The sequence below is a fragment of the Pseudomonas ogarae genome, from assembly GCF_014268695.2.
GTDB lineage: Bacteria > Pseudomonadota > Gammaproteobacteria > Pseudomonadales > Pseudomonadaceae > Aquipseudomonas > Aquipseudomonas kilonensis.
Window position 1 is genome coordinate 4,979,633 of record NZ_CP077086.1, and the last position, 21,655, is coordinate 5,001,287.

Genomic DNA, 21,655 nt, shown 5'->3' on the forward strand with positions numbered 1-21,655 from the left:
TGTAAGCGGCTGTTCTGGTTATAGCCTGAGCGCGGGTTGAAGCCCGCGCCTGGCCTTCTACGGGTAAAGCGGTCCTACGGGTACAGCAGCTGAATCACACGCCGCTCTGCAGCAGCATGTTACGTACGTGACCGATGGCCTTAGTCGGGTTCAGGCCTTTCGGGCAGACGTTGACGCAGTTCATGATTCCGCGGCAGCGGAATACGCTGAACGGGTCATCCAGTGCAGCCAGACGCTCGGACGTCTTGGTGTCACGGCTGTCTGCCAGGAAGCGGTACGCTTGCAGCAGGGCGGCCGGGCCCAGGAACTTGTCCGGGTTCCACCAGAACGATGGGCACGAGGTCGAGCAGCAAGCGCACAGGATGCACTCGTACAGACCGTCGAGCTTTTCACGCTCTTCTGGAGACTGCAGACGCTCGATGGCCGGAGCCGGCGTGTCGTTCTGCAGGTATGGCTTCACCTTCTCGTATTGCTTGTAGAAGATGCTCATATCGACGACCAGGTCACGGATAACCGGCAAACCTGGCAACGGACGAACGATCAGCTTGTTGCCCTTGACCACCGCAGACAGCGGCGTGATGCAGGCCAGGCCGTTCTTGCCGTTGATGTTCATGCCGTCGGAGCCGCAAACGCCCTCGCGGCAAGAGCGACGATAGGAGAAACCCTCGTCCTGCTCTTTGATCAGGGCCAGCACGTCCAGCACCATCAGGTCTTTACCACCGGTATCGACCTGGAATTCCTGCATGAACGGCGCAGCGTCCTGATCAGGGTTGTAGCGATAAACACTGACTTGCAACATGGCGGCCACCCTTAATAAGTCCGAATCTTAGGTTCAAAAGTCGGAACAGTCTTCGGCGAGAAGTTCACAGCACGCTTGGTCACGCGCTTGTCACCCGGGAAGTAAAGGGTGTGGCACAGCCAGTTTTCGTCGTCACGATCTTCGAAGTCTTCACGGGCGTGAGCGCCGCGGGACTCTTTACGTACTTCGGCAGCAATGGCGGTAGCTTCAGCCACTTCCAGCAGGTTCTGCAATTCCAGCGCTTCGATACGGGCAGTGTTGAACGCCTGCGACTTATCGTTGATCTTCACGTTGGCGATTCGTTCACGCAATTGCGCCAGCTGGGCAATACCCTTCTGCATGTATTCGCCGGTACGGAATACACCGAAGTAGTTCTGCATGCAGTTTTGCAATTCGCGACGCAGGGTCGCCACGTCTTCGCCTTCGGTACGCTCGTTCAGAGCGGACAGACGCGCCAGGGCGGCTTCGATGTTGGCGTCGGTGGCATCGTCGTATTCGATACCGTCGGACAGGGCTTTTTCCAGGTGCAGGCCAGCAGCGCGACCGAAGACCACCAGGTCGAGCAACGAGTTGCCGCCCAGGCGGTTTGCACCGTGGACCGATACGCACGCCACTTCACCCACTGCGAACAGGCCAGGGATGATTTCGTCCACGCCTTCGGCGTTCTGGGTGATTGCCTGGCCATGAATGTTGGTGGCAACGCCGCCCATCATATAGTGGCAGGTTGGAACCACTGGAACCGGCGCAACGACCGGGTCGACGTGAGCGAAGGTCTTGGACAGTTCGCAGATACCTGGCAGGCGGCTGTGCAGCACTTCCTCGCCCAAGTGGTCGAGCTTGAGCATCACGTGGTCGCCATTCGGGCCACAGCCGTTGCCGGCGATGATCTCTTTAACCATCGAACGGGCAACCACGTCACGACCGGCAAGGTCCTTGGCGTTCGGAGCATAACGCTCCATGAAACGCTCGCCGTGCTTGTTGATCAGGTAACCGCCTTCACCGCGGCAACCTTCGGTGACCAGTACACCGGCGCCGGCGATGCCGGTTGGGTGGAACTGCCACATTTCGATGTCTTGCACCGGTACGCCTGCACGCAGGGCCATGCCGACGCCGTCACCGGTGTTGATCAGGGCATTGGTGGTGGAGGCATAGATACGACCTGCACCGCCGGTCGCCAGTACGGTGGCCTTGGCACGGATGTAGGTGGTTTCGCCGGTTTCGATGCAGATCGCGATCACGCCGACAAAAGCGCCATCCTGGTTCTTCACCAGATCGACAGCGTAGTACTCGTTCAGGAACACGGTACCGGCTTTCAGGTTGCCCTGGTAAAGGGTGTGCAGCAGTGCGTGACCGGTACGGTCGGACGCTGCGCAAGTACGTGCAGCCTGACCGCCCTTGCCGTAGTCCTTGGACTGGCCACCGAACGGACGCTGGTAGATACGACCTTGCTCGGTACGCGAGAAAGGCATGCCCATGTGGTCCAGTTCGTAAACGGCAGCCGGGCCTTCCTGACACATGTATTCGATAGCATCCTGGTCACCGATATAGTCGGAACCCTTGACGGTATCGTACATGTGCCAGCGCCAGTCATCGTTCGGGTCGGCCGAAGCGATGGCACAGGTGATGCCGCCCTGGGCGGAAACAGTGTGCGAACGGGTCGGGAAGACCTTGGTGATCACGGCAGTCTTGTGACCGCCCTGTGCCAGTTGCAGCGCCGCGCGCATGCCGGCACCGCCACCACCAATGATGATGGCGTCGAAAGAAATCGTTGGAATGTTAGCCATGGATCAGATACCCCAGAGAATCTGCACACCCCAGACGAAGTAAGCGAACATCGCAACGCCGCATACTGCCTGGAAGAGGAAACGTACGGCAGTCGCCGACTTGCCGAACGCCATTGGCGTCAGGTAGTCGGTCGCGATGGTCCACATACCGACCCAGGCGTGAGCGCCCAGTGCGACAAGGGCCAGCAGACTGAAGATGCGCATCCAGTTGTTTGCGAACAGTTCATGCCATTGGGCGTAGCCAATGCCAGGGTTTGCCACGACATATCCGATCAGGAAAATGAAGTAAGCCGCGAGAACGACCGCAGACACACGCTGGGCCATCCAGTCGTAGAGGCCCGAACGCGAAAGGTTCGTGACGTTGGTTACCATATCCAGACTCCTGCCAGAACGATCAGCACCGCAGACACGGCGATAATGATTTTCGAGCCCAGCTTGCCGCCTTCCAGCGTCTCACCGATGCCCATGTCCATGATCAAATGGCGCACACCGGCAACCAAGTGATACAGCAAGGCGGACAGGATGCCCCAAATCACTAGCTTGGCTAGCGGACTGGTCAGACACGCTTTCACCTGACCGAAGCCTTCTTCCGAATCGAGCGACTTGTCCAATGCATAAAGCATGATGGCCAGGCTGACGAAGAGGATGACACCGGAAATACGGTGAAGAATGGACGTGTAAGCAGTGACTGGGAGTTTGATGGTCCTTAGGTCTAGGTTTACAGGTCGTTGGCTTTTCACGGCTTTTTTTTCACACTGAAGAGCCCCTAACAATCAGGGCAAAGTTGTTGGGGCGCGCACTGGTCAGGTACTCACCACCCAGGGAGTGACGACCCCCAAGAAAGCAGGCCCAAAAGCCCCTGGCGGTCGGTGGCCGAGTATAGACAGTTAGGCTACTAATGACAACGCGTTCACCTTCCCCTAATAGCGCATTGCACATACGGCGCAAAAGGCGTAAACGGCAGGTAATTTCGCGGAAAAAGTCCGGTTAAAGCCTTCTGGAGCAAGACTTTAGGCAAATTGACATTCGGATTTATCTCACTATAGTGGTGCGGGCCCTGCGTGGGGGGTCTGTCTGATGATTCCAAGCATTAATAGGAGGCCACATGGCTGACAAAAAAGCGCAGTTGATCATCGAGGGCGCAGCCCCCGTCGAGCTGCCCATTTTAACCGGCACCGTTGGTCCCGATGTAATCGACGTACGGGGCCTGACGGCCACGGGCCGTTTCACCTTTGACCCAGGTTTCATGTCGACCGCCTCGTGTGAGTCGAAGATCACCTACATCGACGGCGACAACGGCATCCTGCTGCACCGCGGCTACCCGATCGAGCAACTGGCTGAAAAATCGGACTACCTGGAAACCTGCTACCTGCTGCTCAATGGCGAGCTGCCAACCGCAGAGCAAAAGGCCCAGTTCGTCAGCACCGTGAAGAACCACACCATGGTTCACGAGCAGTTGAAGACCTTCTTCAACGGCTTCCGTCGCGATGCCCACCCGATGGCCGTCATGTGCGGCGTTGTCGGCGCCCTCTCGGCCTTCTACCACGACTCCCTGGACATCAATAACCCCCAGCATCGCGAAATCTCCGCGATTCGCCTGGTGGCGAAGATGCCGACCCTGGCAGCCATGGTCTACAAGTACTCCATGGGCCAGCCCATGATGTACCCGCGCAACGACCTGACCTATGCAGAGAACTTCCTGCATATGATGTTCAACACCCCGTGCGAGATCAAACCGATCAGCCCGGTGCTCGCCAAGGCCATGGACCGGATCTTCATCCTCCACGCCGACCACGAGCAGAACGCCTCCACGTCCACCGTGCGCCTGGCCGGCTCGTCGGGTGCCAACCCGTTCGCCTGTATCGCCGCCGGTATCGCCGCGCTCTGGGGCCCTGCCCACGGCGGCGCCAACGAAGCGGTACTGACCATGCTCGATGAAATCGGCGATGTCTCCAACATCGACAAGTTCATCGCCAAGGCCAAGGACAAGAACGATCCGTTCAAGCTGATGGGCTTCGGTCACCGGGTCTACAAGAACCGCGACCCGCGCGCCACCGTCATGAAGCAGACCTGCGACGAAGTGCTCAAGGAACTGGGGATCACGAACGATCCGCAACTCGAACTGGCCATGCGCCTGGAAGAGATCGCCCTGACCGACCCATACTTCATCGAGCGCTCGCTGTACCCGAACGTCGACTTCTACTCGGGGATCATCCTCAAGGCGATCGGCATTCCAACCAGCATGTTCACCGTGATCTTCGCCCTGGCGCGGACCGTGGGCTGGATCTCCCACTGGAAGGAAATGCTCTCCAGCCCGTACAAGATCGGCCGCCCGCGCCAGCTGTACACCGGCTACGAGTCGCGTGACATCACCCAGCTGGAAGATCGCAAGTAAGGCCTGCCTTGCCATAGGTTCCACGCTGCACTGAAACAGCCCCTGCTTCTTATATATAAGAGCAGGGGCTGTTTTGTTTATGCCCTCTTTGATATCGACGGGTCCGAAGTCTTCGCGAGCAGGCTCGCTCCCACATTGGACCCTGTGTATGACGCAAATCCCCTGGGTACATATCCGTTGCTGCGGTAACGGCGGCTTAGGGTTCCGCCCTGACGGCGGGTCACTTTCGAAAAGCGCGAAAGTAACCAAAGCGCTCATGCCCCACCACTTGGTGCCTCGCTTAGGCTCGGCATGCCCTCTCTCCGGCATTGCTCCGTGGGCCCGCCGCGAAGGGCCATCCATGGCCCAGCGCGGCTATCCCGGCATCCATGCCGGGATACCCACTCCACAATGCCTGCGTTCGGCCATCGTGGTTAACGGGGCGCCCCAGATCAAAATCAGAAGCGAGGCGGCCTGGCAGCCGACCTGTCTCTGGCGGCAGTACTTCAATCCAACTGTGGGAGCGAGCCTGCTCGCGATAGCGGTTTCATAGTCGATGGAGATGTTGGATGGGCCGGCGTTATCGCGAGCAAGCTCACTCCCACAGGAGAAACGCGATCACTCAGAACCAGGTCGGCTATCAGGCCGCCTCGCGGTGGACGTTGATCTCGGCGCCCCGTTAACCACGCTGGCCGAACGCAGGCATTGCGCAGTGGGCACCTCGGCATGGATGCCGAGGTAGCCGCGCTGGGCCATGGATGGCCCTTCGCGGCGGCCCACGGAGCAATGCCGGAGTGAGGGCACACCGAGCCTAAGCGAGGTGCCAAGTGGTGGGGCACAAGCGCTTTGGTTACTTTCGCGCTTTTCGAAAGTGACCCGCCGTCAGGGCGGAACCCTAAGCCGCCGTTACCGCAGCAACGGATATACACCCCTACCCCAACCGGTCGAAACTGAAGATCCACAGCCTTGAGTGAACAGCATTACCTGTGGGAGCGAGCTTGCTCACGAAGACGTCATCACTCAAACCACAGCTATCACACACAAAAAAAATACCCCAGCCTCTCGACCGGGGTATTTCTTCAAGCACTTATCTCTACATCAATGGCTAACCGCCCCACTCGCCCCCAGGCCAGTCTGCGAACGCACGAACTGCGGGAAGAACAGCGCCCGCTCGTTGGCACCTTCAACCGACTTGTCGGTGACGGAGAAGAACCAGATGCCGACGAAGGCAATGGCCATCGAGAACAGCGCAGGGTATTCATACGGGAAGATCGCCTTCTCATGACCCATGATCTGCACCCAGATGGTAGGACCGAGCACCATCAGGCCCACGGCACTGACCAGGCCCAGCCAGCCGCCAATCATGGCGCCACGGGTGGTCAGCTTCTTCCAGTACATCGAAAGCAGCAGTACCGGGAAGTTGCAGCTCGCCGCGATGGAGAACGCCAGGCCCACCATGAACGCGATGTTCTGCTTCTCGAACAGGATGCCCAGGCCGATCGCCAGCACCGCCAGGGCGATGGTGGTGATTTTCGAGACGCGAATCTCGTCCTTCTCGTTGGCCTTGCCTTTCTTGATCACACTGGCATACAGGTCATGGGACACCGCCGAAGCACCGGCCAGGGTCAGGCCCGCGACGACCGCCAGAATGGTGGCAAAAGCTACGGCCGAGATGAAGCCCAGGAAGATACTGCCGCCCACAGCGTTGGCCAGGTGTACCGCCGCCATGTTGTTGCCGCCGAGCAAGGCACCTGCCGCGTCCTTGAAGGCCGGGTTGGTGCTGACCAGCAGGATCGCGCCGAAGCCGATGATGAAGGTCAGGATGTAGAAGTAACCGATGAAGCCAGTGGCATACAGCACGCTCTTGCGCGCTTCCTTGGCGTCGCTCACGGTGAAGAAGCGCATCAGGATATGCGGCAGGCCTGCGGTACCGAACATCAGTGCCAGCCCCAGGGAGAAGGCCGAGATCGGATCCTTCACCAGGCCGCCAGGGCTCATGATCGCCTCACCTTTAGGGTGAACCTTGACCGCCTCGGCAAACAGCATGTTGAAGTCGAAGTTGACGTGCTTCATGACCATCAGGGCCATGAACGAAGCACCCGAGAGCAACAGCACCGCCTTGATGATCTGTACCCAGGTGGTGGCCAGCATGCCGCCGAACAACACGTAGAGGCACATCAGGATACCGACCAGGATCACCGCAACATGGTAGTCCAGGCCGAACAGCAGCTGGATCAGCTTGCCGGCACCGACCATTTGCGCGATCAGGTAGAACGCCACCACCACCAACGAGCCGCAGGCGGACAGACTGCGGATCTGGGTTTGCCCCAGGCGATAGGACGCCACGTCGGCAAAGGTATATTTACCCAGGTTACGCAGGCGCTCGGCGATCAGGAACAGGATGATCGGCCAGCCCACCAGGAAGCCGATGGAGTAGATCAAGCCATCGTAGCCCGAGGTGAACACCAGCGCGGAGATCCCCAGGAAGGACGCCGCCGACATGTAGTCGCCCGCGATTGCCAGGCCGTTCTGGAAGCCGGTGATCTTGCCGCCGGCCGCATAGTAGTCGGCCGCCGAGTTGTTTTTCTTGGACGCCCAGTAGGTGATATACAAAGTCGCGCCGACGAAGGCCACGAACATCAGGATAGCCGCGACGTTGAGGGGTTGTTTCTGCACGGCACCGGTCAGGGCTTCAGCCGCCCAGGCGCCCGGGGCGAACGCTGCGATGCTCAATAGAGCCAGTAGACGCCGGATCATTGCTGAGCCTCCTTGAGAATCGCATTGTTCAGGTCGTCGAACTCGCCGTTGGCGCGCTGTACGTAGATACCGGTCAGGATGAAGGCCGAGAGAATCAGGCCGACACCGATGGGAATGCCCCAGGTGATAGTGGACTCAGGCGAGATCTTGGCCCCGAGAATGTGTGGCCCGTAGGCGATCAGAAGAATGAAGCCGGAATACAGCCCAAGCATGATCGCCGAGAGAATCCAGGCGAACTTTTCCCTTTTTCTCACCAGCTCCTTGAAGCGGGGGCTGTTTTGAATAGAGAGGTAAATGCTGTCGTTCATTGTTTTTATCCTCGCAGCACAGATTTAATTGGAACAACCCTACTCTATGCGGCTCAAGGCCAGGTTCCAGACGACCTTAGTATTAGAACGACATGACGGTGCTGCCCGTTTCCTTCACATTTTCCGCAGTTCCCTTTGTGGGAGCGGGCTTGCTCGCCAATGCAGTGTGTCAGTCAACACATGGTTAACTGAAAAATCGCATTCGCGAGCAAGCCCGCTCCCACAGGGATTTGTGCAGGACCAAGGATCTGCGGGCACAAAAAAAAGCCGCATGACACAAGTCATGCGGCTTTTCGGAGCAGCTAAACCAGGCCGATTACTTGCCGGTCCACTCCTTCACGCGATCCGGGTGCTTGGCGACCCAGTCCTTGGCTGCGGCGTCAGGCTTGGCACCTTCCTGAATCGCCAGCATGACTTCGCCGATCTCGTCTTTCGAAGCCCACTGGAACTTCTTCAGGAACTCGACCACTTCCGGCGCCTTGGCCTCCAGGCCCTTGCTACCGATGCTATTTACGGTCTCAGCCGCGCCGTAGACGCCTTTCGGGTCTTCCAGGAAGCGCAGTTTCCACTTGGCGAACATCCAGTGCGGCACCCAACCGGTAACGGCGATGGATTCGTTTTTCTTCTCGGCACGGGTCAGCTCGGCAATCATGCCGGCGCCGGAACTGGCCTTGAGTTGATAACCGGTCAGGTCGTAATCCTTGATGGCCTGTTCGGTCTTGAGCATCACGCCTGAACCGGCGTCGATGCCAACGATACGCTTCTTGAAAGAGTCGTCGGTCTTGAGATCTTCGAGCGACTTGGCCTTGACGTACTCCGGCACGATCAGGCCGATTTTCGCGTCCTTGAAGTTGGGGCCGTAATCGACCACCTGATCCTTGTTCTTGGTCCAATAGTCGCCGTGAGTCACGGGCAGCCAGGCCGAGAGCATCGCATCGAGTTTACCGGTGGCCACGCCTTGCCACATGATCCCGGTCGCGACCGCTTGCAGCTTCACGTCATAACCGAGTTTCTGCTTGATCACTTCGGCGGCCACGTGGGTGGTCGCGACGCTGTCGGACCAGCCGTCAACGTAACCGATGCTCAGGGTTTTGGTTTCGGCGCTGGCCAAGGTGGAACTGATGGCCAGTACCAGTGCGGCACCTGCGCCCAAGAGTCGTCGCATCTTCATCGTTACTTCCCCGAAAGTGCTGCGCCCGACGGATGCCGGGCGGCGTCAACGTATAGTTATGATGCTCAGCGCCCCCATCACGCTCGCCCTCAAACCGGTCTGAACGCCAGTGGAGTACTGACTCGTTGATCATCAACCTGCGCCGATCCGGAACCTGCTCTGTCTGCGACGTCGAGGCAACGAGAAACGACATCAGAACGCCAGCTCTCAGTTCCGGGCATTTGTAGCACCGCCACACGTGAGATTTAGCCGTCAAATCCGGCAAACGCCAGATAACTAGCCGCCGCCGCGCACGACCGTGTATCGTCCCGCTACTATCGCACCCCGTCCGCGCCTGTTTTGTGCCCGTCATGGCACTTGGCTCTGCTTCGGTGGTCATAGCCTGCGAACCTCATTCGGCACCTTCCTCTAAGGGATCCAGTCATGCTCCGTTCCTTGCGCTTCGCTGCCCTTCTCGGCGGCCTTATCCTGAGTGCGTCCGCGCTGGCGGCAGATATTGACGCCGCCAGCTATGGCTACCCGTTGACCAACCCGTTCGAGGCGACCATCGCCACCACGCCGCCGGACCTGCGTCCAGAGTTGCCGCTGATCGAAGACATCAACCAGGCGGACCACAGCCTGACCCTGCGCCCGGAACGCGAGTTCATCCTGCCGGACAACTTCTGGCCGGTGAAAAGCCTCACCTACCGCATGGCCACCCAGGACAAACCCGCGCCGCTGATCTTCCTCATCGCCGGCACCGGTGCGCGCTTTGACAGTAGCATTAATGAATACCTCAAGCGCCTCTACTACAAGGCCGGTTACCACGTGGTGCAGCTGTCATCGCCCACCAGCTTCGACTTCATGAGCGCCGCTTCACGCTTCGCCACGCCAGGCATTTCCAAGGAAGACGCCGAAGACATGTACCGGGTGATGCAGGCCGTGCGCGCGCAGAACCCCAAGCTGCCGGTGACCGAGTATTACCTGACCGGTTATAGCCTAGGTGCCCTGGACGCGGCCTTCGTCGCACACCTGGACGAAACCCGGCGCAGCTTCAATTTCAAGAAGGTGCTGCTGCTGAACCCGCCGGTGAACCTCTACACCTCGATCACCAACCTGGACAAACTGGTCCAGACCGAGGTCAAGGGCATCAACAACACCACGACCTTCTATGAGCTTGTGCTGAACAAGCTGACCCGCTACTTCCAGCAAAAAGGCTACATCGACCTCAACGATGCGCTGCTCTATGACTTCCAGCAGTCCAAGCAACACCTGAGCAATGAGCAGATGGCCATGTTGATCGGCACCTCGTTCCGTTTCTCGGCGGCCGACATCGCGTTCACCTCGGACCTGATCAACCGGCGCGGCCTGATCATCCCGCCCAAGTTCCCGATTACCGAAAGCACCAGCCTGACGCCATTTCTCAAGCGTGCATTGCAATGCGATTTCGACTGTTACCTCACCGAGCAGGTGATCCCGATGTGGCGCGCGCGCACCGACGGCGGCAGCCTGCTGCAACTGGTCGACCAGGTCAGCCTGTACGCGTTGAAGGATTACCTGCACGACAGCCCGAAGATTGCCGTCATGCACAACGCCGACGACGTCATTCTCGGCCCGGGCGACCTGGGTTTCCTGCGCAAGACCTTTGGCGATCGCCTGACGGTTTATCCACTGGGCGGCCACTGCGGCAACCTTAACTACCGCGTCAACAGCGACGCCATGCTGGAGTTCTTCCGTGGCTAAATATCTGCTGCTTATCGCCGCGTTAATGAGCGCGGGCATGGTCCACGCCGACAACAGCAAGGCCAATGCGCCAGTGGTGGTGGATTCGGACGGTTTCAAGGAACCGTTGACCAAGCTCAAGTTCAACCCGGGACTGGACCAGCGCGAGTTCGAGCGCTCGACCCTCAACGCCCTCAACGTCTATGACCCGCTGGAGTCGTGGAACCGCCGGGTCTATCACTTCAACTACCGCTTCGACCAGTGGGTGTTCCTGCCCGTCGTCGATGGCTACCGCTACATCACCCCCGGCTTCCTGCGCACCGGGGTCAGCAACTTCTTCAACAACCTGGGGGACGTGCCGAACCTGATGAACAGCCTGCTGCAATTCAAGGGCAAGCGTTCGATGGAAACCACGGCGCGACTGCTGCTCAACACCACCGTCGGCATCGCCGGCCTGTGGGACCCAGCCACCGCCATGGGCCTGCCGCGCCAGAGCGAAGATTTCGGCCAGACCCTGGGCTTCTACGGCGTGCCTGGCGGTGCGTATTTCGTGCTGCCGATCTTCGGCCCTTCGAACCTGCGCGATACTTCCGGCTTGCTGGTGGACTACACAGCCGAATCGGCGATCAACTTCCTGAACGTCTCCGAAGTCAGCTCCAACCACCCGGAGTTGCTGCTCCTGCGCGGTGTGGACAAGCGCTACCAGACCAGCTTCCGCTATGGGCAACTGAACACGCCGTTCGAGTATGAGAAGGTGCGCTACGTGTACACCGAGTCGCGCAAGTTGCAGATTGCCGAATAGGCCAACATAGAACCAATGTGGGAGCGGGCTTGCTCGCGATAGCAGTCTGTCAGGCAACATTAATGTTGGATGACAGGTCCTCATCGCGAGCAAGCTCGCTCCCACAGGGGTTATGTGTTGCCAGATTCAGCCTTTGAGCGTCTTCCAGACCTTACCAACAGCCATCACCCCGACCAACACCACCGCCCCCGCGACAATCCCCGCCACCGCATTGAGCAACATCGGCACGATAAACCCGGCGCCGCCAGCACTGGCCGTCACGCTTTCGATCCAGTGATGCACCACCGGCACGCCGTGGGTGAGGATGCCACCGCCCACCAGGAACATCGCCGCGGTGCCGATCACCGACAGGCTTTTCATCATGTAGGGTGCCGCGCGCAGGATGGCGCCGCCGATGCTTTTGGCGGCTTGCCCTGGCTTCTGTGTCAACCAGAGTCCCAGGTCATCGAGCTTGACGATGCCGGCCACCAGGCCATAGACGCCAATGGTCATGACGATGGCGATGCCCGACAGGACGATCACTTGCTGGGTGAGTGGTGCGTCGGCAACGGTGCCGAGGGTGATGGCGATGATTTCCGCCGACAGAATGAAATCGGTGCGTATCGCACCCTTGATCTTGTCCTTTTCAAAGGCCACCAGATCGACCGCCGGATCGGCCACTGCCTCGACCAGTTGCGCATGTTCGGCCTGATCTTCGGCCTTGCTGTGAAGGAACTTGTGGGCCAGTTTTTCGAACCCTTCGAAACACAAGTAGGCGCCGCCCACCATCAACAACGGCGTCACCAGCCAAGGGACGAAGGCGCTGATCGCCAGCGCCGACGGCACCAGGATCAACTTGTTGATGAACGAGCCCTTGGCCACCGCCCACACCACCGGCAGTTCCCGCTCGGCCCGCACACCTGACACCTGCTGGGCATTGAGCGCCAAGTCATCGCCGAGCACACCGGCGGTTTTCTTGGCGGCCATTTTGGTCATCAGCGCAACATCGTCGAGCACGGTGGCGATATCGTCGATCAGTACCAGCAAACTGCTTCCGGCCATGGAGGGGCTCCTTGAATAATAATGCCGCGAAGCATACCGCGAGCCGTGGTGCCTTGGGGCATTCTTGAGCGCCGCGCGAGGCCGGTGCTACCATGCGCCACCGCCAGAACAGGCAAGGAACCCCTGGGTTTATGAGCACTATCCGCGAGCGCAACAAAGAATTGATCCTGCGTGCCGCCAGCGAAGAATTTGCCGACAAGGGCTTCGCCGCGACCAAGACCAGCGACATCGCGGCCAAGGCAGGCCTGCCAAAACCCAACGTCTACTACTACTTCAAATCCAAGGAAAACCTCTACCGCGAGGTCCTGGAAAGCATCATCGAGCCGATTCTCCAGGCTTCGACACCGTTCAATGCCGACGGCGTGCCCGGTGAGGTGCTAAGCCACTACATCCGCTCCAAGATCCGCATCTCCCGCGACCTGCCCTTCGCCTCGAAAGTCTTCGCCAGCGAAATCATGCACGGCGCCCCCCACCTGAGCCCCGACCTGGTGGAACAACTCAACGCCCAGGCCCGGCACAACATCGACTGCATCCAGACCTGGATCGACCGCGGCCAGATCGCCCCCATCGACCCCAACCACCTGATGTTCAGCATCTGGGCCGCCACCCAGACCTACGCCGACTTCGACTGGCAGATCAGCGCCGTGACCGGCAAGGCCAATCTTGATGAGGCGGATTACGAAGCGGCGGCGCAGACGATTATTCGGTTGGTGTTGAAGGGGTGTGAGCCCGACTGAAGACTGAGTAGCCTTCATCGCGAGCAAGCTCGCTCCCACAGGGTTTTGCGGTGAATACAGATTCTGCGAGCAACCTGAATCCCTTGTGGGAGCGAGCCTGCTCGCGAAAGCGGCAACTGGATTTCAAGTCAAACCCAAATGGCATCCCACAACGGATAGTCGCCAAGTTGCGTCACCAGACCTGCCCGCAGAGGGTTAGCGACAACATAGCGCGCCATTACTTTCAAATCTTCTTCTCGCCGCAGTGCTCGGTCATGAAATCCTTGCTGCCAAAGGCTAACTTTATTGTCCAGGCGCAGATTTACAGCCTTGGTACTCAATGATTTGGTCCTTTGCATCAACTCACTCAGAGATCCCCTGCGCAACTCGATCAACCAATGGAAATGATCCGGCATAACAACCCAGGCCAATGAGGCGGCCCGGCCTTGTTCCTGAGCTTTTCGAAATTGCTCAACGACCAGTCTACCCAGGACAACGTCCTTAAAAACTGGTGCGCGGCCAAACGTGTTGGTGGACAGTAAATAGATCCGGCTGGATTCGGCATGGCGGCCGAGGCGCAGTCTATGTGAAGCAGGTGAACCAGGCATTCCTTGCCCCTTTGATGATTGAGTCATAAAGAAGGCTAGACCCGTGAATGCCTGGATGGGAGGCAGACTTTTAGCTGGATGTGTCTGCTAGATTGCTATCGCGAGCAGGCTCGCTCCCACAGTGTGGATTTGCAGTGTTTGCAGAATGTACGCCCATCGCCGCCCTCTTGTGGGAGCGAGCCTGCTCGCGATAGCAAAGGTTCAGTCAGTACAAATCAAGCCCCTACATCCGCCCGCAACTGCACCGCCTCCACCGCCCTGACCGCCACCTGTTCATCCACATCCGAAACGTCACCACTGACACCAATCGCCCCCAGCACCTTCCCGTCCTGATCCCTGATCAATACCCCTCCCGGTGCCGGTACGACGTTGCCCTGCCCCAGCCCGTTCAATGCCGCGAAAAACGCCGGGCGTTGCTGGGCGTCCTGGGCCAGCAGGCGTGAGCCTTTGCCCAGGGCGATGGCGCCCCAGGCCTTGCCGATGGCGATCTGCGGGCGAAGCAGGCTGGCGCCGTCTTCGCGCTGCAAGGCAACCAGGTGCCCGCCGCTGTCCAGGACCGCGACGGTCAGGGGCGCAGCGCTGATTTCACGACCGGCGGCAAGGGCTTGCCCGGCCAGGTTGACGGCGATTTTCAAGGTTAGAACGCTCATGGGTGCTGTCCTTCTTTTGTTATGGGAGAGCCTTGCAGCTTCACTTTCAGCAAAACCGAACACAACAAATAGAACACAACAATTCATATTTTTGTATACAATAATTTTTCACAAAGCACCTTAATCGATGAAAGGCCGCAGCAAAACTGGCCTTCCGACGAATGAAACAGATGCTTGAGGAAATGGATTGACCTGCGCGGTTTGCCGTGAATACACTCTACGCAAAGCCACTTGTATACAATTACAAAACGTAAGAGGCACAAAATAATGAGCAAAATGAGAGCAATCGAAGCCGCCGTCCTGGTTATGCGCCGTGAGGGCGTGGACACCGCCTTCGGTATTCCGGGTGCCGCGATCAACCCGCTGTACTCCGCCCTGCAGAAGGTGGGTGGCATCGATCACGTCCTTGCTCGCCACGTTGAAGGCGCCTCGCACATGGCCGAGGGCTACACCCGGACCAAGGCCGGCAATATCGGCGTGTGCATCGGCACCTCGGGGCCGGCCGGCACCGACATGGTGACCGGGCTCTACAGCGCCTCGGCCGATTCGATCCCGATCCTGTGCATCACCGGGCAAGCCCCCCGCGCCCGTCTGCACAAGGAAGACTTCCAGGCTGTGGATATCACCAGCATCGTCAAACCGGTGACCAAGTGGGCAACCACCGTGCTGGAGCCGGGCCAGGTGCCGTATGCCTTCCAAAAGGCGTTCTTTGAGATGCGCTCCGGTCGTCCGGGCCCGGTGCTGATCGACCTGCCGTTCGACGTGCAGATGGCCGAGATCGAATTCGACATCGACGCCTACCAGCCATTGCCATTAGCCAAACCCGCGGCCAACCGCGTGCAGATCGAGAAAGCCCTGGCGATGCTCAATCAGGCTGAGCGTCCATTGCTGGTGGCCGGTGGCGGCATCATCAACGCCGATGCCAGCGAACTGCTGGTGGAGTTCGCCGAGCTGACCGGCATTCCCGTTATCCCTACCTTGATGGGCTGGGGCACCATCCCCGACGATCACCCACTGATGGTCGGCATGGTCGGCCTGCAAACCTCCCATCGCTACGGCAACGCCACCTTGCTCAAGTCGGACGTGGTGCTGGGCGTCGGCAACCGCTGGGCCAACCGTCATACCGGTTCGGTGGACGTCTACACCGAAGGCCGCACGTTCATTCACGTGGACATCGAGCCGACCCAGATCGGCCGCGTCTTCACCCCCGACCTGGGTATCGTTTCCGACGCTGGCTCGGCCCTGGCGGTGTTCATCGAAGTGGCCCGTGAATGGCAAGCCGCCGGCAAGCTGAAAAACCGCGACGCCTGGTTGCAAGACTGCCAGCAGCGCAAGGCCAGCCTGCAACGCAAGACGCACTTCGACAATGTGCCGGTCAAGCCACAGCGGGTGTACGAAGAAATGAACCAGGTGTTCGGCAAGGACACCTGCTACGTCAGCACCATTGGCCTGTCACAGATCGCCGGGGCGCAGTTCCTCCATGTCTACAAGCCGCGCCACTGGATCAACTGCGGCCAGGCCGGCCCCTTGGGCTGGACCATTCCGGCCGCGCTGGGGGTGGTCAAGGCCGATCCGAGCCGCAAGGTCGTGGCACTGTCGGGCGACTATGACTTCCAGTTCATGATCGAAGAGCTGGCGGTAGGTGCGCAGTTCAAACTGCCCTACATCCATGTCGTGGTGAACAACTCCTACCTGGGCTTGATTCGCCAGGCCCAGCGCGGGTTCGACATGGACTATTGCGTGCAGCTGTCCTTCGACAACCTCAACGCCCCGGAACTCAACGGTTATGGCGTGGATCACGTTGCCGTGGCCGAAGGCCTGGGATGCAAGGCCCTGCGGGTGTTCGAACCGAACGGCATCCAGCCGGCCCTGCGCCAGGCCCAGGCGATGATCGAGGAATTCAAGGTGCCAGTGATCGTCGAGATCATCCTGGAACGGGTGACCAACATTTCCATGGGCACTGAAATCAACGCCGTCAATGAGTTTGAAGATCTGGCGCTTGTGGGCAACGATGCACCGACTGCCATTTCGCTACTCGACTGACTGCTGACGCCCTCCTGTGGGAGCGAGCTTGCTCGCGATAGCGGTGGGTCAGTGCTGGTGATGTTGGCTGTACTGCCTTCATCGCGAGCAAGCTCGCTCCCACAGGGGTGCGTTTACATTATTTAAGGAGACCACCATGCCGCGTTTCGCCGCCAACCTGTCCATGCTGTTCACCGAGCAGGATTTTCTCGCCCGTTTCGAAGCCGCCGCCAAGGCCGGTTTCAGTGGTGTCGAATACCTGTTTCCTTATGACTACAGCTCCGCCGAACTCAAGGCTCTACTCGACGCCAACGGCCTGACCCAGGTGCTGTTCAACCTGCCGGCCGGTGACTGGGCCAAGGGCGAGCGCGGCATTGCCTGCCTGCCGGACCGGGTCGAGGAATTCCGCGCCGGTGTCGACCTGGCAATCGCCTACGCCCAAGTACTGGGCAACACCCAGGTCAACTGCCTGGCCGGGATTCGCCCGCAGAACTGCAGTGAAACCCTGGTGGAGAAAACCTTCGTCGCCAACCTGAAATACGCCGCCGAGAAGCTGCAAGCCAACGGCATCAAGCTGGTGATGGAAGCCATCAACACCCGCGACATTCCCGGCTTCTACCTGAACAACACCGCCCAGGCCCTGTCGATCCGCGAGCAGGTGGGCAGCGCCAACCTGTTCCTGCAGTACGACATCTACCACATGCAGATCATGGAAGGTGACCTGGCCCGGACCCTGTCGGCGCACCTGGGCGAGATCAACCACGTGCAACTGGCGGACAACCCGGGCCGCAATGAGCCGGGCACGGGCGAGATCAACTATCGCTTCCTGTTCGAACACCTGGACCGCATTGGCTACACGGGTTGGATCGGCTGCGAATACAAGCCGCTGACCACCACCGAAGCGGGATTGGGCTGGTTGAAAACCCATAACGCGATCTGACCCAACTCTTCCCTAATGTGGGAGCGGGCTTGCTCGCGAAGGCGGCGTGTCAGCTCACGAAGATGCGGTCTGATACACCGCCTTCGCGAGCAAGCCCGCTCCCACAGGAAAGCAATCTCTCATTTGCCTGAAGCAACGATAAAAACAAGAGGATTTCCCCATGGCTAAAATCGGATTCATCGGCACCGGCATCATGGGCCACCCCATGGCACTGAACCTGCAAAAGGCCGGTCACAACCTGCTCCTGTCCCAGCACCACGACCCGGCCCCGGCCGATCTGCTGGCTGGTGGCGCGGTGGCGTTGGCCAACCCGAAGGAAGTGGCCCAGGAAGCCGAGTTCATCATCGTCATGGTCCCGGACACCCCGCAGGTCGACGACGTGCTGTTCCGCGCCGACGGCGTGGCGGCGGGCGTGGGCGCGGGCAAGGTGGTGATCGACATGAGTTCGATCTCCCCCACCGCCACCAAGGCCTTCGCGGCGAAGATCAATGAAAGAGCTGCGCAGTACCTCGATGCACCGGTGTCCGGCGGAGAAGTCGGCGCCAAGGCCGCGACGCTGAGCATCATGGTCGGTGGCGACAGCGCCGCCTTCGAGCGGGCCCTGCCGCTGTTCCAGGCGATGGGCAAGAACATCACCCTGGTGGGCGGCAACGGCGACGGCCAGACCGCCAAAGTGGCGAACCAGATCATCGTCGCCCTGAACATCCAGGCGGTGGCCGAAGCTTTGTTGTTCGCCTCGAAAAACGGTGCCGACCCGGCCAAGGTCCGGGAAGCGCTGATGGGCGGTTTCGCTTCGTCGAAGATCCTCGAAGTGCACGGCGAACGCATGATCAAGGGCACCTTTGACCCGGGCTTCCGCATCAGCCTGCACCAGAAGGACCTGAACCTGGCCCTGCAAGGCGCCAGGGAACTGAACATCAACCTGCCCAACACCGCCAACGCCCAACAAGTGTTCAGCACCTGCGCGGCCATTGGTGGCAGCAACTGGGATCACTCGGCGTTGATCAAGGGGTTGGAGCACATGGCCAATTTCTCCATCCGCGATAACTGACACCCCCTGTGGGAGCGGGCTTGCTCGCGAAGGCGGTGTGTCAGTCAACACTTCATTGACAGGAAGATCGCCTTCGCGAGCAAGCCCGCTCCCACCAGGGTCTGCGTAGCCCTCAAATAACAAGAATCCCGGGAGCCCGCCATGTCGGTCGATCCGCAACAACTGCTGCGCGAGCTGTTTGCCACAGCCATCGACGCGGCCCATCCGCAACACGTCCTTGAACGCTACCTGCCCAGCGATCGCAGCGGCCGAGTGATCGTCATCGGTGCCGGCAAGGCCGCGGCGGCCATGGCGCAAGTGGTCGAGCGCTGCTGGCAGGGCGAAGTGTCTGGCCTGGTGGTGACCCGCTACGGCCATGGCGCGCCCTGCCAGAAAATCGAAGTAGTGGAAGCCGCCCACCCGGTGCCTGACGCCGCCGGCCTGGCCGTGGCCCAGCGGGTACTGGGCATGGTCAGCAACCTCAGCGAAAACGACCGGGTGATCTTCCTGCTGTCCGGCGGCGGTTCTGCCCTGCTGGCCTTGCCCGCCGAAGGCATCACCCTGGCCGACAAGCAATCGATCAACAAAGCCCTGCTCAAATCCGGCGCGACCATCGGCGAGATGAATTGCGTGCGCAAGCACCTCTCGGCGATCAAGGGCGGGCGCCTGGGCAAGGCTTGCTGGCCGGCGACGGTGTACACCTACGCGATTTCCGATGTGCCCGGCGATCTTGCCACCGTCATTGCCTCCGGCCCTACCGTGGCCGACCCCAGCACGTCGGCCGAAGCCCTGGCGATTCTCCAGCGCTACCAGATCGAGGTGCCGGCCTCGGTGCGCAACTGGTTGCAAAGTCCAGCATCGGAAACCGTCAAGCCCGGCGACCCGAGCCTGGCCCGCAACCACTTCCAATTGATCGCCCGCCCCCAGCAGTCATTGGAGGCCGCGGCAGTGAAGGCGCGCCAGGCCGGTTTCAGCCCGTTGATCCTCGGTGACCTGGAAGGCGAATCCCGGGAGGTGGCGAAAGTCCACGCCGGCATCGCCCGGCAAATCGCCCTGCACGGCCAGCCATTGGCGGCGCCGTGCGTGATCCTCTCCGGCGGCGAAACCACTGTCACCGTGCGCGGCGATGGCCGTGGCGGGCGCAATGCAGAATTCCTGCTGAGCCTGACTGACAGCCTCAAGGGTCATCCCGGCATCTACGCGCTGGCCGGCGACACCGACGGCATCGACGGTTCCGAAGACAACGCCGGTGCCCTCATGACCCCGGACAGTTATCGCCGCGCCGCCGAGCTGGGCCTGTGCGCCAGCGACGAGTTGGACAACAACAATGGCTACAGCTATTTCGCCGCCCTGGATGCGCTGATCGTCACCGAACCGACCCGCACCAACGTCAACGACTTTCGCGCCATCCTGATCCTCGAGAACCCCAAACATGACGCCTGATAAAAAGGTCAAGATCCTCGCGACCCTCGGCCCCGCCACCCGCGGCATCGATGATATCCGTGAACTGGTACAGGCCGGCGTGAACATCTTCCGCCTGAACTTCAGCCACGGCGAGCATGCCGACCACGCCCAGCGCTACCAATGGATTCGCGAGGTCGAGCAGCAGCTCAATTACCCGCTGGGCATCCTGATGGACCTGCAAGGCCCAAAGCTGCGGGTCGGCCGATTCGCCGACGGCAAGGTCTTGCTGCAACGAGGCCAGGCCCTGCGTCTGGACCTGGACCCGACGCCCGGCGATCAACGCCGGGTCAACCTGCCCCATCCGGAGATCATCGCGGCCCTGGAGCCCGGCATGGACCTGCTGCTGGACGACGGCAAGTTGCGCCTGCGCGTGACCGCCAGGCACAGCGACGCCATCGACACCGAGGTGCTCAACGGCGGTGAGCTGTCGGACCGCAAAGGCGTGAACGTCCCCCAGGCCGTGCTCGACTTGAGCCCGTTGACCACCAAGGACCGGCGCGACTTGAGTTTCGGCCTGGAGCTGGGCGTGGACTGGGTGGCGTTGTCGTTTGTGCAGCGGCCCGAAGACATCCGCGAGGCCCGGGCGCTGATCGGCGACAAGGCGTTCCTGATGGCGAAAATCGAGAAACCATCGGCGGTGGCCCAACTACGGGAAATCGCCGAATTGAGTGACGCGATCATGGTTGCTCGCGGTGACCTGGGTGTCGAAGTCCCGGCCGAGAGCGTGCCGCAGATTCAGAAGAACATCATCGGTACCTGCCGCGCCCTCGGCAAACCGGTGGTGGTGGCGACCCAGATGCTCGAGTCGATGCGCTTCTCCCCGGCGCCCACCCGCGCCGAAGTCACCGACGTGGCCAACGCCGTGGCCGAGGGGGCCGACGCGGTGATGCTGTCGGCGGAAACCGCTTCAGGCGACTACCCCCTCGAAGCCGTGCAGATGATGAGCAAGATCATCCGCCAGGTGGAAAACGGCCCCGACTACCAGGCGCAACTAGATGTCAGCCGGCCAAAAGCCGAGGCCACGGTGTCGGATGCGATCAGTTGCGCGATCCGTCGCATCAGCAACGTGCTGCCAGTGGCGGTGCTGGTGAACTACAGCGAATCGGGCAGTTCCAGCCTGCGGGCGGCGCGGGAACGGCCGACGGTGCCGATCCTCAACCTCACACCGAACCTGCAGGCCGCTCGCCGCCTGACGGTGGCCTGGGGCGTGCATTCGGTGGTCAACGATCGGTTGAAGCAAGTGGATGAAGTCTGTTCCACCGCCCTGGAAATCGCCCAGGCCCAAGGCATGGCCCAGCGCGGCGATACCTTGCTGATCACGGCGGGCGTGCCGTTCGGGCAACCGGGGTCGACCAATTCGCTGCGCATTGAGACGCTGATTTAGCGCCTGTACTGGCCTTATCGTCGGATCGCCGCCCGGAGCAAGCTCGCTCCCACAGGGTTTTGTGAATGCCGCAAGTCCAGTGTGGGAGCGAGCTTGCTCGCGAT

Annotated in this window: 19 protein-coding genes; 9 read left to right on the top strand and 10 right to left on the bottom strand. The window is 60.4% G+C overall.

The window, feature by feature from the left end:
- Nucleotides 1-94: 94 nt before the first annotated feature.
- From HU749_RS21830 to sdhC, 4 genes are read right to left on the bottom strand one after another with little or no spacing between them, the layout of a single operon-like run.
- Nucleotides 95-799 carry a succinate dehydrogenase iron-sulfur subunit gene (locus HU749_RS21830; protein ID WP_014339585.1) on the bottom strand — a complete coding sequence of 235 codons (705 nt, stop codon included), beginning with the start codon at nt 797-799 and terminating at the stop codon, nt 95-97.
- 11 nt (nt 800-810) lie between these two features.
- A complete protein-coding gene (sdhA, locus tag HU749_RS21835; protein ID WP_014339586.1) occupies nt 811-2,583 on the bottom strand; it encodes a succinate dehydrogenase flavoprotein subunit in 1,773 nt (590 codons plus the stop codon).
- A 3-nt stretch (nt 2,584-2,586) separates the two neighbouring features.
- Nucleotides 2,587-2,955, bottom strand: a complete 369-nt coding sequence (sdhD, locus tag HU749_RS21840; RefSeq protein WP_014339587.1) for a succinate dehydrogenase, hydrophobic membrane anchor protein — start codon at nt 2,953-2,955, stop codon at nt 2,587-2,589.
- On the bottom strand, nt 2,949-3,323 hold the full coding sequence (sdhC, locus tag HU749_RS21845) for a succinate dehydrogenase, cytochrome b556 subunit (RefSeq protein WP_003179220.1): 375 nt from the start codon (nt 3,321-3,323) through the stop codon (nt 2,949-2,951). The genes sdhD and sdhC overlap by 7 nt, the downstream gene beginning before the upstream one ends.
- A gap of 365 nt (nt 3,324-3,688) precedes the next feature.
- Here sdhC and gltA point away from each other — a divergent pair, with 365 nt between their 5' ends.
- Nucleotides 3,689-4,978, top strand: coding sequence for a citrate synthase (gene gltA / locus HU749_RS21850; RefSeq protein WP_014339589.1), 1,290 nt, complete (start codon nt 3,689-3,691; stop codon nt 4,976-4,978).
- Nucleotides 4,979-6,055: 1,077 nt separating this feature from the next.
- Here gltA and HU749_RS21855 read toward each other — a convergent pair.
- From HU749_RS21855 to HU749_RS21865, 3 genes are all read right to left on the bottom strand, one after another.
- On the bottom strand, nt 6,056-7,714 hold the full coding sequence (locus HU749_RS21855) for a cation acetate symporter (protein ID WP_079305154.1): 1,659 nt from the start codon (nt 7,712-7,714) through the stop codon (nt 6,056-6,058).
- On the bottom strand, nt 7,711-8,022 hold the full coding sequence (locus HU749_RS21860; RefSeq protein WP_079305152.1) for a DUF485 domain-containing protein: 312 nt from the start codon (nt 8,020-8,022) through the stop codon (nt 7,711-7,713). Before HU749_RS21860 ends, HU749_RS21855 begins: the two co-directional genes overlap by 4 nt.
- 316 nt (nt 8,023-8,338) lie before the next feature.
- Nucleotides 8,339-9,193, bottom strand: coding sequence for a glycine betaine ABC transporter substrate-binding protein (locus HU749_RS21865; RefSeq protein WP_014339592.1), 855 nt, complete (start codon nt 9,191-9,193; stop codon nt 8,339-8,341).
- Nucleotides 9,194-9,616: 423 nt separating this feature from the next.
- On the opposite strand from HU749_RS21865, the gene HU749_RS21870 reads away from it, so the two are divergent.
- Together HU749_RS21870 and HU749_RS21875 are read left to right on the top strand one after the other, a co-directional pair.
- Nucleotides 9,617-10,915 (top strand): alpha/beta fold hydrolase, encoded by a 1,299-nt coding sequence (locus HU749_RS21870; RefSeq protein WP_003204449.1) that lies wholly within the window; start codon nt 9,617-9,619, stop codon nt 10,913-10,915.
- Complete coding sequence (locus tag HU749_RS21875; RefSeq protein ID WP_079305150.1) at nt 10,908-11,696, top strand: MlaA family lipoprotein; 789 nt, start codon at nt 10,908-10,910, stop codon at nt 11,694-11,696. Before HU749_RS21870 ends, HU749_RS21875 begins: the two co-directional genes overlap by 8 nt.
- A gap of 126 nt (nt 11,697-11,822) precedes the next feature.
- On the opposite strand, the gene HU749_RS21880 is transcribed toward HU749_RS21875, so the two are convergent.
- Nucleotides 11,823-12,737 carry a DUF808 domain-containing protein gene (locus HU749_RS21880; protein WP_186652450.1) on the bottom strand — a complete coding sequence of 305 codons (915 nt, stop codon included), beginning with the start codon at nt 12,735-12,737 and terminating at the stop codon, nt 11,823-11,825.
- A gap of 131 nt (nt 12,738-12,868) precedes the next feature.
- On the opposite strand from HU749_RS21880, the gene HU749_RS21885 reads away from it, so the two are divergent.
- Nucleotides 12,869-13,474, top strand: a complete 606-nt coding sequence (locus HU749_RS21885; protein ID WP_079302185.1) for a TetR/AcrR family transcriptional regulator — start codon at nt 12,869-12,871, stop codon at nt 13,472-13,474.
- A 128-nt stretch (nt 13,475-13,602) separates the two neighbouring features.
- On the opposite strand, the gene HU749_RS21890 is transcribed toward HU749_RS21885, so the two are convergent.
- A complete protein-coding gene (locus HU749_RS21890) occupies nt 13,603-14,061 on the bottom strand; it encodes an REP-associated tyrosine transposase (protein ID WP_079302186.1) in 459 nt (152 codons plus the stop codon).
- A gap of 215 nt (nt 14,062-14,276) precedes the next feature.
- Nucleotides 14,277-14,711, bottom strand: coding sequence for a GlcG/HbpS family heme-binding protein (locus HU749_RS21895; protein WP_079302187.1), 435 nt, complete (start codon nt 14,709-14,711; stop codon nt 14,277-14,279).
- 267 nt (nt 14,712-14,978) lie between these two features.
- On the opposite strand from HU749_RS21895, the gene gcl reads away from it, so the two are divergent.
- The 5 genes from gcl to pyk all read left to right on the top strand — a co-directional run bounded on the left by gcl (nt 14,979) and on the right by pyk (nt 21,551).
- Nucleotides 14,979-16,754 (top strand): glyoxylate carboligase, encoded by a 1,776-nt coding sequence (gene gcl / locus HU749_RS21900; RefSeq protein WP_186652449.1) that lies wholly within the window; start codon nt 14,979-14,981, stop codon nt 16,752-16,754.
- A gap of 136 nt (nt 16,755-16,890) precedes the next feature.
- Nucleotides 16,891-17,673, top strand: coding sequence for a hydroxypyruvate isomerase (gene hyi, locus HU749_RS21905; protein WP_186652447.1), 783 nt, complete (start codon nt 16,891-16,893; stop codon nt 17,671-17,673).
- A 160-nt stretch (nt 17,674-17,833) separates the two neighbouring features.
- Nucleotides 17,834-18,724: a 2-hydroxy-3-oxopropionate reductase gene (locus HU749_RS21910; RefSeq protein ID WP_186652446.1), complete on the top strand. Its 891-nt coding sequence runs from the start codon at nt 17,834-17,836 to the stop codon at nt 18,722-18,724.
- A gap of 141 nt (nt 18,725-18,865) precedes the next feature.
- Entirely contained in the window at nt 18,866-20,146 is a 1,281-nt protein-coding gene (locus tag HU749_RS21915) for a glycerate kinase type-2 family protein (protein WP_186652444.1), read from the top strand.
- The gene (gene pyk / locus HU749_RS21920) at nt 20,136-21,551 is read left to right on the top strand and encodes a pyruvate kinase (RefSeq protein ID WP_186652443.1); all 1,416 of its coding nucleotides are present in this window, start codon (nt 20,136-20,138) and stop codon (nt 21,549-21,551) included. Before HU749_RS21915 ends, pyk begins: the two co-directional genes overlap by 11 nt.
- Nucleotides 21,552-21,655 lie beyond the last annotated feature (104 nt).

Coding starts and splice junctions, on each gene's coding strand:
- HU749_RS21885 (WP_079302185.1), top strand. CDS start 12,869: ATGAGCACTATCCGCGAGCGCAACAAAGAATTGATCCTGCGTGCCGCC.
- gltA (WP_014339589.1), top strand. CDS start 3,689: ATGGCTGACAAAAAAGCGCAGTTGATCATCGAGGGCGCAGCCCCCGTC.
- gcl (WP_186652449.1), top strand. CDS start 14,979: ATGAGCAAAATGAGAGCAATCGAAGCCGCCGTCCTGGTTATGCGCCGT.
- sdhD (WP_014339587.1), bottom strand. CDS start 2,955: ATGGTAACCAACGTCACGAACCTTTCGCGTTCGGGCCTCTACGACTGG.
- sdhA (WP_014339586.1), bottom strand. CDS start 2,583: ATGGCTAACATTCCAACGATTTCTTTCGACGCCATCATCATTGGTGGT.
- HU749_RS21870 (WP_003204449.1), top strand. CDS start 9,617: ATGCTCCGTTCCTTGCGCTTCGCTGCCCTTCTCGGCGGCCTTATCCTG.
- HU749_RS21895 (WP_079302187.1), bottom strand. CDS start 14,711: ATGAGCGTTCTAACCTTGAAAATCGCCGTCAACCTGGCCGGGCAAGCC.
- pyk (WP_186652443.1), top strand. CDS start 20,136: ATGACGCCTGATAAAAAGGTCAAGATCCTCGCGACCCTCGGCCCCGCC.
- HU749_RS21915 (WP_186652444.1), top strand. CDS start 18,866: ATGTCGGTCGATCCGCAACAACTGCTGCGCGAGCTGTTTGCCACAGCC.
- HU749_RS21830 (WP_014339585.1), bottom strand. CDS start 799: ATGTTGCAAGTCAGTGTTTATCGCTACAACCCTGATCAGGACGCTGCG.
- HU749_RS21865 (WP_014339592.1), bottom strand. CDS start 9,193: ATGAAGATGCGACGACTCTTGGGCGCAGGTGCCGCACTGGTACTGGCC.
- HU749_RS21855 (WP_079305154.1), bottom strand. CDS start 7,714: ATGATCCGGCGTCTACTGGCTCTATTGAGCATCGCAGCGTTCGCCCCG.
- hyi (WP_186652447.1), top strand. CDS start 16,891: ATGCCGCGTTTCGCCGCCAACCTGTCCATGCTGTTCACCGAGCAGGAT.
- HU749_RS21910 (WP_186652446.1), top strand. CDS start 17,834: ATGGCTAAAATCGGATTCATCGGCACCGGCATCATGGGCCACCCCATG.
- HU749_RS21860 (WP_079305152.1), bottom strand. CDS start 8,022: ATGAACGACAGCATTTACCTCTCTATTCAAAACAGCCCCCGCTTCAAG.
- HU749_RS21880 (WP_186652450.1), bottom strand. CDS start 12,737: ATGGCCGGAAGCAGTTTGCTGGTACTGATCGACGATATCGCCACCGTG.
- HU749_RS21890 (WP_079302186.1), bottom strand. CDS start 14,061: ATGCCTGGTTCACCTGCTTCACATAGACTGCGCCTCGGCCGCCATGCC.